The sequence below is a fragment of the uncultured Zhongshania sp. genome, assembly GCF_963975605.1.
GTDB classification, from domain to species: domain Bacteria; phylum Pseudomonadota; class Gammaproteobacteria; order Pseudomonadales; family Spongiibacteraceae; genus Spongiibacter; species Spongiibacter aquimaris.
The window spans coordinates 42,141-57,468 of record NZ_CAXBHN010000014.1 but is presented as its reverse complement, the minus strand read 5'-3'; the positions used below and the strand labels follow the sequence as shown (position 1 = coordinate 57,468).

Annotated in this window: 17 protein-coding genes; 7 read left to right on the top strand and 10 right to left on the bottom strand. The window is 48.3% G+C overall.

What is annotated here, in order from left to right:
• Positions 1–180: 180 nt before the first annotated feature.
• The 3 genes from AAC007_RS12460 (at position 181) to AAC007_RS12450 (ending at position 1,555) form a co-directional block, all read left to right on the top strand.
• Positions 181–306, top strand: coding sequence for a hypothetical protein (locus AAC007_RS12460; RefSeq protein WP_296435181.1), 126 nt, complete (start codon positions 181–183; stop codon positions 304–306).
• A gap of 329 nt (positions 307–635) precedes the next feature.
• Complete coding sequence (locus AAC007_RS12455) at positions 636–1,004, top strand: PPOX class F420-dependent oxidoreductase (RefSeq protein WP_295875454.1); 369 nt, start codon at positions 636–638, stop codon at positions 1,002–1,004.
• Between the two features lie 89 nt (positions 1,005–1,093).
• Positions 1,094–1,555, top strand: a complete 462-nt coding sequence (locus AAC007_RS12450) for an Mpo1-like protein (protein WP_295875449.1) — start codon at positions 1,094–1,096, stop codon at positions 1,553–1,555.
• Positions 1,556–1,557: 2 nt separating this feature from the next.
• Here AAC007_RS12450 and AAC007_RS12445 read toward each other — a convergent pair whose 3' ends face one another.
• Entirely contained in the window at positions 1,558–2,340 is a 783-nt protein-coding gene (locus tag AAC007_RS12445; RefSeq protein ID WP_339677251.1) for a methyltransferase domain-containing protein, read from the bottom strand.
• Positions 2,341–2,612: 272 nt separating this feature from the next.
• Positions 2,613–2,813, bottom strand: a complete 201-nt coding sequence (locus AAC007_RS12440; RefSeq protein ID WP_219042905.1) for a YdcH family protein — start codon at positions 2,811–2,813, stop codon at positions 2,613–2,615.
• Positions 2,814–3,041: 228 nt separating this feature from the next.
• Here AAC007_RS12440 and AAC007_RS12435 point away from each other — a divergent pair, with 228 nt between their 5' ends.
• Positions 3,042–4,169, top strand: coding sequence for a nitronate monooxygenase (locus tag AAC007_RS12435; RefSeq protein ID WP_296435168.1), 1,128 nt, complete (start codon positions 3,042–3,044; stop codon positions 4,167–4,169).
• 39 nt (positions 4,170–4,208) lie between these two features.
• Here the strand turns inward: AAC007_RS12435 and AAC007_RS12430 are convergent, their stop codons facing one another.
• Positions 4,209–4,826, bottom strand: coding sequence for a riboflavin synthase subunit alpha (locus AAC007_RS12430; protein WP_339677247.1), 618 nt, complete (start codon positions 4,824–4,826; stop codon positions 4,209–4,211).
• 119 nt (positions 4,827–4,945) lie between these two features.
• Between AAC007_RS12430 and AAC007_RS12425 the strand changes: the two genes are divergently transcribed.
• A complete protein-coding gene (locus tag AAC007_RS12425) occupies positions 4,946–5,212 on the top strand; it encodes a DUF1145 domain-containing protein (protein WP_296435166.1) in 267 nt (88 codons plus the stop codon).
• A 103-nt stretch (positions 5,213–5,315) separates the two neighbouring features.
• Complete coding sequence (locus AAC007_RS12420; protein ID WP_219042909.1) at positions 5,316–6,113, top strand: ParA family protein; 798 nt, start codon at positions 5,316–5,318, stop codon at positions 6,111–6,113.
• 50 nt (positions 6,114–6,163) lie between these two features.
• Here AAC007_RS12420 and AAC007_RS12415 read toward each other — a convergent pair whose 3' ends face one another.
• From AAC007_RS12415 to AAC007_RS12390, 6 genes are all read right to left on the bottom strand, one after another.
• Entirely contained in the window at positions 6,164–6,637 is a 474-nt protein-coding gene (locus tag AAC007_RS12415) for an LEA type 2 family protein (protein WP_296435163.1), read from the bottom strand.
• Positions 6,638–6,710: 73 nt separating this feature from the next.
• Positions 6,711–7,379: an OmpA family protein gene (locus AAC007_RS12410; protein ID WP_219042911.1), complete on the bottom strand. Its 669-nt coding sequence runs from the start codon at positions 7,377–7,379 to the stop codon at positions 6,711–6,713.
• 160 nt (positions 7,380–7,539) lie between these two features.
• Positions 7,540–10,287, bottom strand: a complete 2,748-nt coding sequence (locus AAC007_RS12405) for a CehA/McbA family metallohydrolase (protein ID WP_296435160.1) — start codon at positions 10,285–10,287, stop codon at positions 7,540–7,542.
• Between the two features lie 5 nt (positions 10,288–10,292).
• Entirely contained in the window at positions 10,293–10,679 is a 387-nt protein-coding gene (locus tag AAC007_RS12400; protein WP_219042913.1) for an MAPEG family protein, read from the bottom strand.
• Positions 10,680–10,821: 142 nt separating this feature from the next.
• Complete coding sequence (locus tag AAC007_RS12395; RefSeq protein ID WP_339677243.1) at positions 10,822–11,961, bottom strand: hypothetical protein; 1,140 nt, start codon at positions 11,959–11,961, stop codon at positions 10,822–10,824.
• A gap of 293 nt (positions 11,962–12,254) precedes the next feature.
• Positions 12,255–13,028 carry a ferredoxin--NADP reductase gene (locus AAC007_RS12390; protein ID WP_295875418.1) on the bottom strand — a complete coding sequence of 258 codons (774 nt, stop codon included), beginning with the start codon at positions 13,026–13,028 and terminating at the stop codon, positions 12,255–12,257.
• Between the two features lie 124 nt (positions 13,029–13,152).
• On the opposite strand from AAC007_RS12390, the gene AAC007_RS12385 reads away from it, so the two are divergent.
• The gene (locus AAC007_RS12385; protein ID WP_295875487.1) at positions 13,153–14,031 is read left to right on the top strand and encodes a LysR family transcriptional regulator; all 879 of its coding nucleotides are present in this window, start codon (positions 13,153–13,155) and stop codon (positions 14,029–14,031) included.
• Between the two features lie 7 nt (positions 14,032–14,038).
• Here the strand turns inward: AAC007_RS12385 and AAC007_RS12380 are convergent, their stop codons facing one another.
• Complete coding sequence (locus AAC007_RS12380) at positions 14,039–15,238, bottom strand: multidrug effflux MFS transporter (RefSeq protein ID WP_339677241.1); 1,200 nt, start codon at positions 15,236–15,238, stop codon at positions 14,039–14,041.
• Positions 15,239–15,328: the final 90 nt, after the last annotated feature.

Genomic DNA, 15,328 nt, shown 5'->3' with positions numbered 1-15,328 from the left:
GATGCGCTAAGTCTTTGTTTTTACGTACCTGCCATTCTGTCCAAATGATTAAAAAAACATGTAACAACATTATTTTAGCGGCGCTATGACACACGTGGTGTAACCCAATTATTTCTTGCTTATTCGTATACTGACTCCGTCATCAAGACACACACAAAACTTTATAGACGGAGCACTACCATGACTCAATTACAACAAGCAGTACTTAACCAAGACACTAATATTATCGGCGAATTGCTCGCTAAATACAGCCTACTAGCGATTGTTGCTGTCGGCATTGCATCTTGCTTTGTTAGCTTGATCTAACACCATTCTACTAAAGAGGATTTAAAAATGAACTCGCACACCGTTAGCGCGTGCACAATTAGCAACATAGCTCAGCAAGGTGCAAAATTCAGCCTGATCTCCATCGTTTTTACAGGCTTGTTTTACTGCATCGCCACACTCTTCTGAGTCACAATAAAACCATCTCCATACTCAGATAAGAAGTAAAATTAGCCGCCAAATATCGGCGGCTAATTCCCTTATCAAGCTCTTCCCAAGAACCAAACCCCAACAGCCTTTTACCCTAATATTGCAAGTGACGCATTCACCACGCACACTAGGAATTATCAATATCCTTTGGATTTAACATCATGACGCCATTACACCAAGCTAGTTATATTTTGTTCAGTACAAAAAAACGGGACGGCAGTTTTGTGGCAACCCCAGTTTGGTGCGCCGGCGATGACAACACACTTTATATTTTTTCAGCCGGCCAAGCAGGCAAAGTCAAACGCGTTCGCAACTTTAGCGAATGTAAAATAGCGCCGTGTACTGTGACGGGCAAACCACTTGGCGATAATATTAACGGCAGTGCCCATTTAATCGATGACGCCGAAAGTCAGCTAGCGCATCGCCAGCTAGTAAAAAAATACGGCCTGCAAATGCGTCTATTAGACTTAGGAGCGGCCCTTGGCGGGCGCAAGAAAACTCGCGCATTTATCCGCATCGACCTGACGTAGATTGTCAAACCACAATGTCAATGAGGCCATTGACCCACTTTAATCATTCACTTAGCTTAAGCTTTTTGATTGAGTAGCGGAGATCTGCTGTGCGCAACCTGACCCAATGGCTAGACGAATATAACGCTTCGCACCAAAATCCAGGCAATAAACGCATCCATTATTGGTGTGTGCCGGCGATTGCCGTATGCACCGTAGCCTTACTGTGGCTGGTGCAAATACCCGCCACGCCTGTCAATCTTGGTCAGATTATATTAATTGGCGCCATGTTCTTTTACGGCTATTTATCGGGAAAGCTAGCGCTGGGCATGCTGCCCTTCGTATTACTCCTCGCCGCAGCAATTATGGCCTACCAAAGTTATGTCGCTTTTCCACTGTGGATACCCGCTGCCACCATATGGATCATCGCTTGGGTCTTTCAGTTTATTGGCCACAAGAAAGAAGCCCAAAAGCCATCCTTCTTTACTGATATTTTGTTTTTATTAATCGGGCCACTTTGGATTCTAGGGGCCGTGTACGACAAACTTGGCATTCGCTTTCGCGACGCCTAAAGTTAAGACTGGGGCAAACGGCAAAGTAAATGCACGTAACGCCCCAGCGACCAGAAAGGCTCTTCTGCACCATATTGCCACTCAAGCGCCTGCACATCGTCGATACTTCTCTCAGCCCGCACTGCTCGCGGCATTAAATCGTAAACTAAGCGAATGCCGCGCTTAGCAAGCACCTCAAGTCCCGCCTGCTGCAATAGCTCTATTACTTCTTGCGGCTGTCGCGGCGCGGGCGGCGTCAGCCCACCGGGATGCCCTGCAAAATCTCTATCCCGTAATTTATAGAGATTACCCTTGGCCATATTACTCAAAATAAGCGCATTGCGATTATAAAACATCAGGGACAGATAGGCCCCAGGGCGCATCCCCCTGACCAAAGCAAAGATCACGGCCTCAGGGTCAGCGACCCACTCTAGCACTGCATGGCACAACACCAAATCAAAGGAATGCTGATACATAGGGCTTGAACTGATTGCCTGTATCGCGGTATTCGATATATCGACACGTGAAGTCAGTCCAGCCTGACTAATACTATGGCGAGCCAATTCCAGCATCTCAGCAGAAATATCGTTGAGCAACACTGAATGGCCTAGCTCAGCCATTCGAACACTCATTTGCCCCAAGCCACCGCCAGCGTCCCATACCGACATCGAATGATTTGCGCTTAACAGAGGCAGCTTGTCGATTAACTCTCGCCAACACAAAGCCAGCCGCAGCTCCCCCTTGGCATTTCCATAGATATTCTTTTGGAAGCGCTCAGCGATACCGTCAAAGTTACGATCTATCATGGCAAACGCGCACTGTCATAAAATGGAAATCGCTGCAGGAGGCTCAAGAAAGAGCGCAGCTTAAGCAAGTCATCACAAAAGCTCAATGCAAAAAAAAGCCGGAGCAATTGCTCCGGCTTCTATAATTTCGACATCCATTGTCGCACCCAATCCGTTGAATGCCTAAGTCGTCCTGACGCTGCCTATTATGCCCGCTTGCTAAGGAAGTAAAAGCAGATAACAGCAGCATGCCTTGTGAGACATATCTCACAAGGCATGCTGCCAGACCCTCTTCACGCATCTAGGTCCGGAATAAGCTCGTCTTTCAACCACTGTATTTCATCCTTGATACGCAGCTTTTCTTTCTTTAAGCGCTGCAAAAGCAGCTGGTTTTGATATGGATTCAAAGCCAGCTCAGTTATTTCCGTATCCAGAGCACGATGACGAATCTGCAAAAGCAAAATACGTGCGCTTATGGAGGGCATTCTGTCCATTTTTAAGCGAAGTTCCTATACGGGATATACGAAGGTGTAGGTTCACGTTTTACTCTGCCAAGCATGAACGCACAAGACCAAACACAACTATGGGCTGAAAATACTGATCTTTTTAGTCAATGGCGATTGATTACTTAAGCCATTGTCGACGCCTAGGGTGTCCGCAATACTAATCGGGTCAATTCATGGCGCCGTATATTCCGCGCCACACAAAGTCAGAGGCTCGAAATGTATACCGAATTATGTAAAAAGCTCGGCATAGAATACCCCATATTTGCTTTCACGCATTGTCGTGATGTAGTTGTTGCAGTCAGCAAAGCCGGTGGTATTGGCGTTTTAGGTGCAGTTGGATTCTCTCCCGAGGAACTAAAAGCGGAATTAGACTGGATCGATGAGCACATCGGCGACCTGCCTTATGGCGTAGATATCGTCATCCCGCAAAAATATGAAGGCATGGGCGACATGAGCTCAGAGGAGCTCGAGAAAGAACTGTGGAAAATGGTCCCGCAGGAACATATCGACTTTGCTCAAAAATTATTAGCTGATGCCGGTGTTCCTGAATGGCCAGACGGCACTAAAAACATGGGTTTATTGGGCTGGACAGAAGCAACCGCTACCCCGCTGCTTATGGAGGCTCTAACCCGCCCCAAATGCAAATTGATCGCCAATGCACTCGGCACTCCGCCAGCCGATAAAATTAAAATGATCCAAGACAGTGGCCGTCTAGTCGGCGCGCTATGTGGTCGTGTTAAACAAGCTAAAGCCCACAAGGACGCCGGCCTAGACTTTATCGTTGCACAGGGCGGCGAAGGCGGCGGACACGCTGGGGACGTTGGCTCAGTTGTACTATGGCCGCAAGCCGTGGCTGCAGCAGCACCAGTTCCAGTACTCGCAGCCGGCGGTATCGGCAATGGTCAGCAAATGCTAGCCGCAATGAGCATGGGCTGTGCAGGTGTATGGACTGGCTCCTTGTGGTTAACGGTAGAAGAAGCCCACGCCGAACCTGCCCAAAAAGAGTCGCTGCTAAGTGCATCTAGCGAAGATACTGTGCGCTCACGGTCTTGGACTGGCAAAACCTGCCGCATGCTGAAAAACGAATGGACCGAAGCTTGGGAGCGCGCTGACACTCCTAGCCCGCTGGGAATGCCCTTACAAGGCCTGGTAAGTGGTGATGGTATTCGCCGCACCGCACGCTACGCATCAGTTGGCGACTGCCAAAAAGTCGCCTTTAACCCTGTCGGTCAGGTTGTCGGTCAAATCAACCATGTTGAATCGACTCGCGCCGTCATATTTCGCTTAGTCACTGAGTATGTCGACGCATTAGAGCGCGTCAACAGCCTTATGCCTAGCGAGTAAAAACCATAGCGGCTCCGGTGTAAAACGCTGGAGCCACTTTTAACTACCCCGTTCAGCCAATACCCGCTCCACCGTATCGACAATGACTTGGGTTTGTCGGTCTACTTCTATATTTACACGATCACCAACTCGCTTATGTGCAAAGGTTGTTACCCGCAATGTTTCGGGAATTAAACAAACCGTGAACTCAGCCTCATCGCGCCTATAATCTGCCACCGTCAAACTGCAGCCACTAACGCCAATAAATCCTTTTTTGAACACGTACTTGCTCAAGCCTTGCGGCAAACGAAAGTGCAGCGTGCAATTATTCTCAGACTCTTCAATCGCAATTATTTCCGCACAACCATCAACGTGGCCAGAAATATTATGACCACCTATTTCTGCACCCTGCTTAGCCGAACGCTCGACGTTAACACCGTCGCCTTCATTCAGCTCACCCAAGGTCGTTAAAGACAGGGTTTCCTGCATGGCGTCAAATGATACACGTGCACCATTAATACCCGTCACCGTCATGCATACACCATCTAAGCCAACACTGGCACCTATGACTAACTCGTCTAGCAATAGCGGCGGGAGGTCAATGGATAGCTGATGCAAACCCGGTTTACGTACCACCGCCGCGAGTGGGTAGGCACCGTGCACAATTCCGGTATACATAATGTTATCTTCTCAATCTAAATAAATGTTAAGTAATGCGATTGTAACAGGACTTGAAGCCCATAATTCATTGCGGCATTATGCAGCGACTTAGAAGAATAACGAAGGATTCAAGTCTTATGACAATGCTATTGAAAATTGTTCAACTCAGCTTCTGGATCGCATTCATTATAAATTTTGTCTTTCCCCTGCTCGGTGAGAACAGCCAGTGGATAACGTGGATCGGCATAGGCCTACTTGTCGCGCATGGGCTGGAATGCATCGTTTTCCGCAAAGACATCCACCGAGAATACAAAAACCCCTTGGAAGGCTATCTTGTGGTTCTGTTATTCGGCGTACTGCGCACCGGTGAATGGATTGGTAAAAAACCGTCGCAGCCCAGCTAAACTGCCGCGGCACTAAAACACATAAAGTAGGGCCATAGCACCTTGGCACGAGAGCTGCTAGGATTTAGTTTTTCTCAGTAATACGTCGTCAGGGCATAAAGCAATGAAGCGGGTAATCTTTAATCAGAAAGGCGGGGTCGGCAAAACCAGCATAAGCTGCAATTTAGCCGCAATAAGCGCGTGGAAGGGCTTTAAGACACTTCTTATTGACCTTGATATCCAGGGAAATAGCAGTGAATACCTAATTGGCTCACAATTTCGTGATCTTGAAGACAATGCCGCCGACTTCTTTAAACAAAAATTGTCGCTGTTTGGCAAAAGCAAAGACGCAAGCGATTGTATTTACGAAACAGAGTTTGAAAACCTGTACTTAATGCCATCGCACCCAGAGCTCGCCGTGATTGAGCGAGAGCTAGAGACCCGCCACAAAATTTACAAACTTCGCGACGCACTTAATAAGCTGCAAGCTGAATACGAACATATATACATTGATACACCGCCCGCTCTCAACTTTTACAGTCGTTCGGCACTTATTGCCGCGGATTCTCTGGTGATTCCTTTTGACTGCGACAGTTTTTCTCAAGGCGCGCTAATGGGCCTAATGGAAACCGTTGAAGAAATTCGCGAAGACCACAACCCAGATTTAAAGCTTGAGGGGATAATCGTTAACCAGTTCCAAGCTCAGGCCAGCTTGCCCACCCAATTAATCGAAAGCATGAAAGCCGACGGGCTACCTATTTTTGATCAATATTTGAGCAGCTCGGTTAAAATGAAGGAGTCACGCAGCAGGCAGATTCCGCTGATTCATTATGCGCCATCGCATAAGTTAACCCAGCAGCTTGTTAGCCTTCACGACAAATTAGACAGCGGCAAGAAAAGTAAATCTGCTAAAAGTGCTTAGTAAATACGGTGGCAGGCTAGCAAGCCTGCCACTAAACCGGCCCCGATAGCTTACGGTGCAGAACTACCTATTCCGACCTTACCCACTTTATTGATCGTAATATCCCCCAGACCAAAATTCGACACCGCAGCCGTCAAACTCAGTTTGTAATCGAGATCGGATTGCATATTGCCCAGTATTTTACTCAAGACACCAAGACCGCTAAGCAAATTCACCTCGACGGGAACAACTATTTGGGTCTGCCCATTTGCCGGTAAGCTTATAGCTTCATTTAGACTACCACCCGCGAGTGACTGGCCCTGCAATTCCAGCGTGTATCTCAATCGACCTAGGTTTAGCGCGAATGAATTTGGGTTATCGAGCTGCAAACCCACCAGCAATTTTTGCTGAAAACCATTGGCAGGCGCCATTTTAATATTAGTGATTGCAACTTGGGGCTTTTCAATGGGATTGAATGCGGCACAAGCAGCCAGCGCCAACACTGCAGTGAAAACCAGCAACAATCGGTAGATATTTTTTGACATTTCTTTGACCCCAAGCTTATTTAGACAAAAAAAGGGCGTCACGGATGACGCCCTTCTAAGAATAAATCGCCGGTTACTGAGTAGGTAACAACTCAATTTCTACGCGACGATTCTGCTCACGACCTGATGCAGTGCTGTTATCTGCAACCGGATCACGCGGGCCATAGCCTGTGGTACGGATACGACTTGCTGCAACACCTTGGTTCATAAAATAGCGACCAACACTGCCGGCACGCTGCTCAGACAATGACTGGTTGGTTTGGAAACTACCGGTAGAGTCGGTAAAGCCATTAATTTGCATTAAGGTCTTATCAAATTCTTTCGCTACCAATACAACGCTATCAAGCACGTCGGTAAAACCACCTTTGATCGCTGAACTGCCGGTATCGAAAGTGATATTGCCAGGCATGATTAGCTTAATGGTATCGCCTACACGCTGAACGCCAACGCCAGTACCCTCAAGGCGTGCTCGTAATTTTGCCTCCTGACGGTCCATATAGTAACCGTAGCCACCACCTGCAGCGGCACCAACTACTGCACCCTGTAGCGCACCTTTTTTACGGTCACTTTTACTTGATACCGCCGCGCCCAATACCGCGCCGCCCAAAGCACCCCAGCCAGCGCCTTTAGCCGTATTACTGGTCTTTTCTTCGCCGGTATATGGATCAATACTACATGCTGTTGCGAAAACTGCCGCCATTAGCAATGTAGCCCAACGGCTAACATTAATTGACATTCTCATTGGTGAACCCCCTCGTTCGTCATCGATCTACGTGTCTTGTAAAGTATCATGACACAGCCTTCGTCTAAAAAAACATGCCAATATTCACAGCATTAAATCATTCGCACGGTATAACTATTCACATTCGGCACTTGCCGACTATGACAATTCGAACTTAAGACTAGTTCATTATCTTGGGCGCTTGCCACTTCCCGTTGCCATCGGCATCAAGGTAAATGGGGTTACTTAGCGCCAGCGGAGCTAAATCAGGCATCAGCGCGCGATACACCGCATTTGGCTCCCCGCTTACCTCCACCACCACATAGGAGTCCGTATCGGCAATTAGCTCAATCACTTTGTGATCGCCAACTGCGACCTTCAACTGACGATAAACTTCACCGTTAACCCACACAGTTAAGGTATCGACCGACACCCAGGGTGCCGCATCAATTTGAATATGCAGCTCACCGCGACGCCCCGAAAAGGTTTCTCCCATGCCCGCCTCTGAATACGCATCCCGGAGTGTTACCGCCAACAACGGGCCAGTCGTCGCAAAACTGTGCCCCGCTCTAATTGCACCAACAAAAGCCGTCTCATCCAGTGGAAGCTGCTTATTTGAATTAGGTATGTAAACATAATTGCGAGGGGCGGCGACCACGCTGCGTAAACCATGGGTGTCGCTATTCCCCGTCGCAGCCCGTCTGGCACCTTGATTCAACAGTGAAAACCAGTCATCCCGAATTTGCGAATACACCGCAAACTCAGCACCATTAAGCACTTCAATCACATCAAAATCGATATCGCGAAACCCTGACACTGGATCAGGGGCAAGTAAGCTACCGTTATTAATACTGTCTAAGGGCTGCTTTGGATCATAGCTTTGACCTACTGATAAATGATCAAAAAACGCTAAATCCGCATCCAAGGGAATTACCGCTCGTGGGTGATTTAATTGAAATAGCGCATTGGGCGCCTGCTCTCGCACTCCGGCAATAACTTCACGCAAGGCCCTGTTTTCTACTGCGGGACTACCACCGGCAAATTCCATTGGCTTAGCAGTTAAGGGAAATGCATTGCTATGACCCACAGTCGTTGGCGCATTCACCGTTCTAGCCATCCCCGTCAACTCACTGCCGGTAATGACCTGTACCTTATTCTCCAGACCCATTGCGGCCACTCGCCCGCGTTGATCAATCAAGCGGTTGTGCTCACTGGCCACCAACACCTCTGCCCCCTGCGCCACAAAACTGCGCAGACGCTCATCAAAGGGCAAAATTGAGTCAAAGCTCGCGCCGCTATGAACGTGTAAATCGGCGGAGTGCCAATCTCCGCCATGCCAAATACGCTTTAACGGAACGATGGGTAGCTGGCTGGTTTTACCGGCAACAACCGTCAACAAATACTCTCGCACATCAAACTCGATTCCACGTGCCGCTAACACGCGATACTGGCCAGGCGGCAAATTAATTTCTTTTAAATCTGAGTCCACACCGGCTAGATCAATACGATTTCGGCGCAACATACCGGGCAGCTGCACGCCCTGCTCGGTAAAACCCAGCAAATCGTTGCCAAACTCTGGCGTTGCGGTATCGCCAAAACCAAAAAAATATAGGCTCATAGCAATGTCACGCGGCAATTTCAGCGCGCCATTCTTACGGAATACCCAGCGGCCACTGTCGTTGCGCGCATCAGCCAATGATAATTCCCGGGTGATTTTTTGTCCCCAAGGCGCGGTGGCCTGCATTTTCACCCACTGCACGTGGGTCGGTAGCCTAATATTAAAACTGCCATCTGCCGCGACACGACTCTGGGTCACGGGCCTGTCTTCCTGATCCCAAACCGCCACCGAAACATCGAAATTATTCGCATAACCACGCAATCGCGGACCGCTATAAATTTGATCTGTCACCGATGCGACGTCGGCACGATCACCTAACAAAACCGTAAACTTGGCAAGCATTTGCTCACCTTTTTCTAAATCCATAAACTGATTTTGCAGCAGTGACAGCCACGTTAGCCGCTCACTTTGAAACCACAGTGGGCGCGTCATCCAACCATGCAAACTATAATCGGGAAACACCGCCAAAAATCGTGGTAAGGGCTGACGACTTCCATTTGCCTTAATCAATTCCGCGGACCCCAGCTGCACGCCGTAACTGATTTTGGTGTCGTAAGTATCCGCGCCCACCAAAATATTCCAGTCGTTTGGCAACATGCCACCAAGCAGAGAAGACACTTTATTGCGATCAATCGCGGGATGCTGAAAACCCAAGGTCGCATCAGGAATATAACTAGACAAACTAAATGGGGTTAATGCGCGCTGCGAGTACAGGGTAAACAAGCCACTCATCTGCACAGCACGACCGTCACCAATACGCTCTATTTTTACGTCAATTTCGAGGTTTTCGCCGCCTTCTAATAAACGGTATGTAACGGTTTGACGTATGCCGTCGCCCTCTCCCTCGGTGATAATGTCGGCGTGATCACCTTCAATCAACGTACTAACTTTCGAAACTGGAATCGCGGTCTCTTTTGCCAATCCAGTCAATATATTCGCATAGGTCCACTGATCATTCCCGCGCTCACAATGCGACACGTCAATAAGCGTACCACCACCGGCAACAATACCAGCGTGATGGTTAACACCACTTACCGCCACACAAATTTTGCCATTAGACAGCCACCAATCGCCAAGCCCAGCAATGCTATCCGGGCCGCCGCGAGGAAAACTATCAAATGTCTCAAGCTTTATTTGTTCTGCGCGCAGCAACGATGGTGGCGGCGGAGCCTCCTCTACCGGCAAAAATTCTTCGGCGGTTCCGAGGCCAGCCTCTTCTGTAGCCTCAGTTTTCGCATAGCCATTTGCACTGAGGACAAAGCCCAGCGCCAAACACAATATCCATATCTTTTTGTCCATCACTGCCGTCATTCGTTTTAAGCCGCCATTATAAATAGAGCAATACACGCTCCAAGACCGACTAAAAATGACAGAGAACGAAGTGCATCCTTGTTCGCTATGTAAAAAATTGGATAGAGTATTCGCGCGACAATAAACACCTCTGCGGCGATGGCAGATTTACTTGCGTCAACGCCCGCCAAATGCGCCACCAACACGGCAGCAACGAAGATAGGTAAAGCTTCCCACGCATTCTGCTGCGCCGCGTAAGCACGCGCCCCCGGACCTTCAAGTTGCCCATACTGAGCGCGAGGGTGTTTATTATCGATCTTACCGAACTGCTTCCCCCGAAAATACCCACACACCCATGCCGTCACGATTGGCAGCAAACACGCGATAAATACACACCAAAAAGCCACAGTCATCTTCACTTTCCCTATTAATTATTATAAATAGCACGCAGATTTGCGCATCCCTTTACCCAACAAGCCAAAGCTCACTATTGGCCAATCAATATAACCGGCCACATTACGCTTCGATAGCCCTATATGGTCACCTCTAGTTCACTCACTTCGCAGCACGAGTGACTGTCACTTGAGGGATTTCAGTGGACATCGTATTTAACAAAAATTCGGCTGCTTCCTGGCGCCGCAATTCACTTAATGCGAATTTTGATTCAAAAAACGAATAGACAGCCAAGGTAGTAAGCCACTGCTGACGAACTGGATTCATCGCCGAAGGCAAAGGATCTATAGTACAAAGTGCCGTTTGAGGCACCACCAATATCCCCTCCTCCACAGAACCTAACTCGTTCGCCCACGGTTCATCCGCAGTTTTTTCGAGCCCGCGCGTTACCATCGTGCAACCCAATAAATCGGGATTATCCAGCCATCGCAGATAACGACCTGGGTCGGCAAAACCGGTGTGCGAAGCCTTAGCCATTGTCACCAAAACCGCGCCTTTTACATTCGGCAAAACTGTTGCCGCATTCGTTTGATAATCAATCATGGCGTCAATCGGCGACGCGATCATCATAAAGGGAATATCTCTAGACTCGTAAAAATCTGACCTAAAAAGGAAAACTGGCCCCGCAATAGAGACCGCAGCAGAAATACGTAAATCAGCACTGCGTGGGTGAAACGCGGCCAAGGTCGACGTCATACCACCCAAGGATAAGCCCATCACGCCGATACGTTGTTCATCTAAGCGTTCGTAAAACTGATTACTGGCATCTGTATCCCACGAGACAAACTGGTCGATCAAAAAACTAATATCGTCCGCTTGATTCACAACATCTTTTACCAGCGGCCCGCCCGGTGCGTTCATATTAGTGAGCGGATAATCCATTGCCGCAACAATATAGCCATGGCTCGCAAAATGCTCAGCGAGATAACTACCGCCGCTTCGCGACGACATAAAGCCATGACTGTATATCAGCAAAGGCGCCGACCCCACAAACCCATCTGGATACCATATTCGAGTTTGCAAGCGACGCTCATCACTCCCCGCGTAATCCCCATTTTTTTGGGTCGGACGAGTATCATCAACTAACTCAACATCAAAATAACTGACGTCATATATGCCGCCCTCCAACCAATGACTACTTTGCGTATCCGCCGGCAAGGGCTCAGGCAGGTGACCAAATCGAAGATAGACAGCCGCAACAATTAATAACACTGTCAGCGATAATAAGATTTTTTTAAACATGGCGCTCACTTGTCCTGATTAAAAACAGCCCCTAACTTATCAAGGCTGCCTGAATGACTCCACCTTAAAGCGCTTATCTATCAATTTATAGCGAAATAAACACCTTGCTGATCACGCTAGCATGCATTGTTAAACTGCGCACTGAATTAGCGTTGACGAATGGTATTTGCAAAAAGACGACGGCTGACAGAACAATTGGCGGGAGAAACTTCATACCCTACCGGGGTGACCTAAAAATCACTAAAAAAAAGCCCCTTTACAAGGGGCTCAAGAAAAACAAAGCAACGCAGACATTAATGCTCGACAAAAGCTCGCTCAATCACGAAATGACCATACTGACCACCACGCGTCTCCTGAAAACCGGCACCGTTAAGCAAGCTACAAGTATCTTTCAACATGCTTGGGCTACCGCAGATCATAAAACGATCATCATCGACATTCAGCGCAGGCAAACCCACATCCGCCATCAGCTTTCCGCTGCGAATTAAATCGGTCAGACGACCTTGGTTGGCGAACTTTTCACGGGTAACCGTGGGGTAATACACCAATTTATCGCGCACCACGTCGCCAAAAAACTCATGCTGCGGCAAATGGTGGCGAATAAAGTCTTGATAGGCCAATTCACTTTCGTAGCGAACACCATGTACCAGGACTATTTTCTCAAACTTCTCATAAATATCCGGGTCTTTGATAATACTCATAAACGGCGCCAAGCCCGTACCCGTGCTCAGCAAGTATAAATTTTTACCTGGCAATAAATTATCCGCAACCAAGGTGCCTGTCGGTTTGCGGCTGATTAAAATTTCATCACCCACTTTGATTTGTTGAAGCTTAGAAGTCAGCGGGCCATCAGCCACTTTGATACTAAAAAACTCAAGCTCCTCCTCGTAATTCGCACTCACAATGCTATAGGCGCGCATCAAGTTTCTTTCACCCTGCTTCAGACCAATCATAGTGAAATGGCCATTCTCAAAACGGAAAGATGGATCACGGCTAGTTTTAAAACTAAATAGCGTGTCGTTCCAATGGTGTACGCTGGTAACTCGCTCAGAAACTATATTACTCATTGCAAACCTCTCTTCGGTATTAGCGCATTGCCCGCGCCACATATCGCGCTTGCCAACACTGTAAGTCAGGTCTATGATATCTGCAAAATGACTTATAATGATTTTTTATATCGGTTTTACAGGTATGCACTACACTCTACGCCAACTCGAAGTTTTCCTTGCCGCCGCTCACACCGAGAACATCACGCGCGCCGCAGAAAAACTCGCCATGTCGCAATCCGCCGCGTCTAGCGCTCTCAAAGACCTGGAACAGCAATTTTCGATACAACTATTTGATCGAATAGGTAAGCGACTGCAAATTAATGAGCTCGGACGCGCGCTGCGCCCTCAAGCAGAGGCGCTACTAGACCAAGCGCTGGCACTGGAACAAGGCTTTCGACGTCACGACCAAGTGGGGGAGCTGAACGTTGGCGCGACACTCACTATCGGCAACTATCTCGCGGTCGACATTATGGCGGAGTTCATCAATCGCTATCCCGCGGCAAAAGTGCAGCTAAATGTTGCCAATACCGCCGTCATTAGCCAGCAAGTCTTAAATTTCGACTTAGACATAGGCTTAATAGAGGGTGAGTTACACCACCCTGACCTTGAAGTGACGCGCTGGCGTGAGGATGAACTGCAAATATTTTGCAGCGCGAAGCACCCCTTAGCCAAAAAGAAAAATCTAAGCGACGAAGATCTGTTGGCCGCGCAATGGATATTGCGCGAAGCCGGTTCCGGCACACGCCAAGCTTTCGATCGCGCCGTCCACGAACTGCTGCCCGACCTCAATATTCGACTTGAATTGCAACATACTGAAGCGATTAAACGGGCCGTTGAAACCGGGCTTGGAATAGGCTGTCTTTCAACGTTGTCGCTACAAGCTGCCTTTGACAGCGGCCGGCTCGTGCCACTAACCGCTAATGGTCGCGACTTTAAACGCTATTTCTACTTTATCCTGCACCGCCAAAAATACCGCAGCGAAGGTATTTTGCGCTGGTTGGAGCTTTGCCAAAACAGCTAATAGTGCATTATTTAATGGCGACAAGCTCGGAGGAGTGTTTTGGTACAAACCACCATGCGACAAGCGCGGCGGCAAACATCGTTATGGTCATTGGCCACATTTGGTCGCTTAAAAACAAAGTCGATACACCACTAACAAGCGCCGCGATTAAATATTGCGCGCTACCAAGCAAAGCTGAGGCAATACCACTGTGATGTGGAAAATACTGCAGCGCACTCGCCTGCGAATTTCCCATTACTCCACCAAGCGCGCCTATACTGAGCATAATCAACGGCACGACCAACCAAATCGGTGGCGCGAAGCCACTAATCAGTACTAATCCACCCGTCGCTAAACACTGCAACGCCATAGCTCTAGGCAAAATTTGCGCCGCAAGCGTGGTATTCAACAACTTATTATTTACTCGATTGGCAACAGCCAAGGTGACAACATTTGCCGCGAACAACATCGAAAACTGGGTTTCAGTCATGCCATATTGATCGATATAAATAAGCGCCGCATTCGCTAAGAACGTCACCATCACGCTAAACGCGAGGCCTTGCGATAGTAAATACCGCATCGCTTTGCGATTGCTCAACACATAGCGATAGCGCTCAATTAAGCTATCGCGAACGGGCTTAGGTTCAGCAGATTGCGAATCCTTAGCCTCACCGCCAATAAATATTGCCCCCATAATACACACGACAACGGCATACGCGGCAAGCACATAGAACACCATACGCCAGCCACTGACACTATAAACAAAGGTCCCAATACTGGGCGCAACTGCGGGAGCAATGATCGTTATTAACATGATTTGCGAAAATAATTTCGCCGTGGCCTGACCTTCGGTGTGGTCGCGAATAATAGCCGGCACGACCACCGCGGCAAAACCACCGCCGACGGCTTGTAAGAATCGCGCAAACCAAAGTACCTGCAAAGAATTTGTCAGCGCAATGCTAAGACTCGCTAACGCAAAAACGGCTAAGCCAAAAAACAGCACCGGGCGTCTGCCGATGTAGTCACTGATAGGCCCACCAAAAAACTGACCGAAACTTAAACCCAAAATATAAAGACTGACTATAATCGCAACGTCTTGAACAGGTACTGCCAGCTCACCTGCGATTGCAGGAATGGTAGGCAAGTACATATCAATTGCTAAAGGCGATAAGGTAAAAATCAACGCCAATGAAATAATTAACCGCATTGGCGGCATAGAGGAGACCATATAAATTCCATATTTATCTTTCCAGCAAGATAAGATCCAACTATTCACTAAACAAGTCACGAGCAACAATCTCGCGACAACGCTATATAG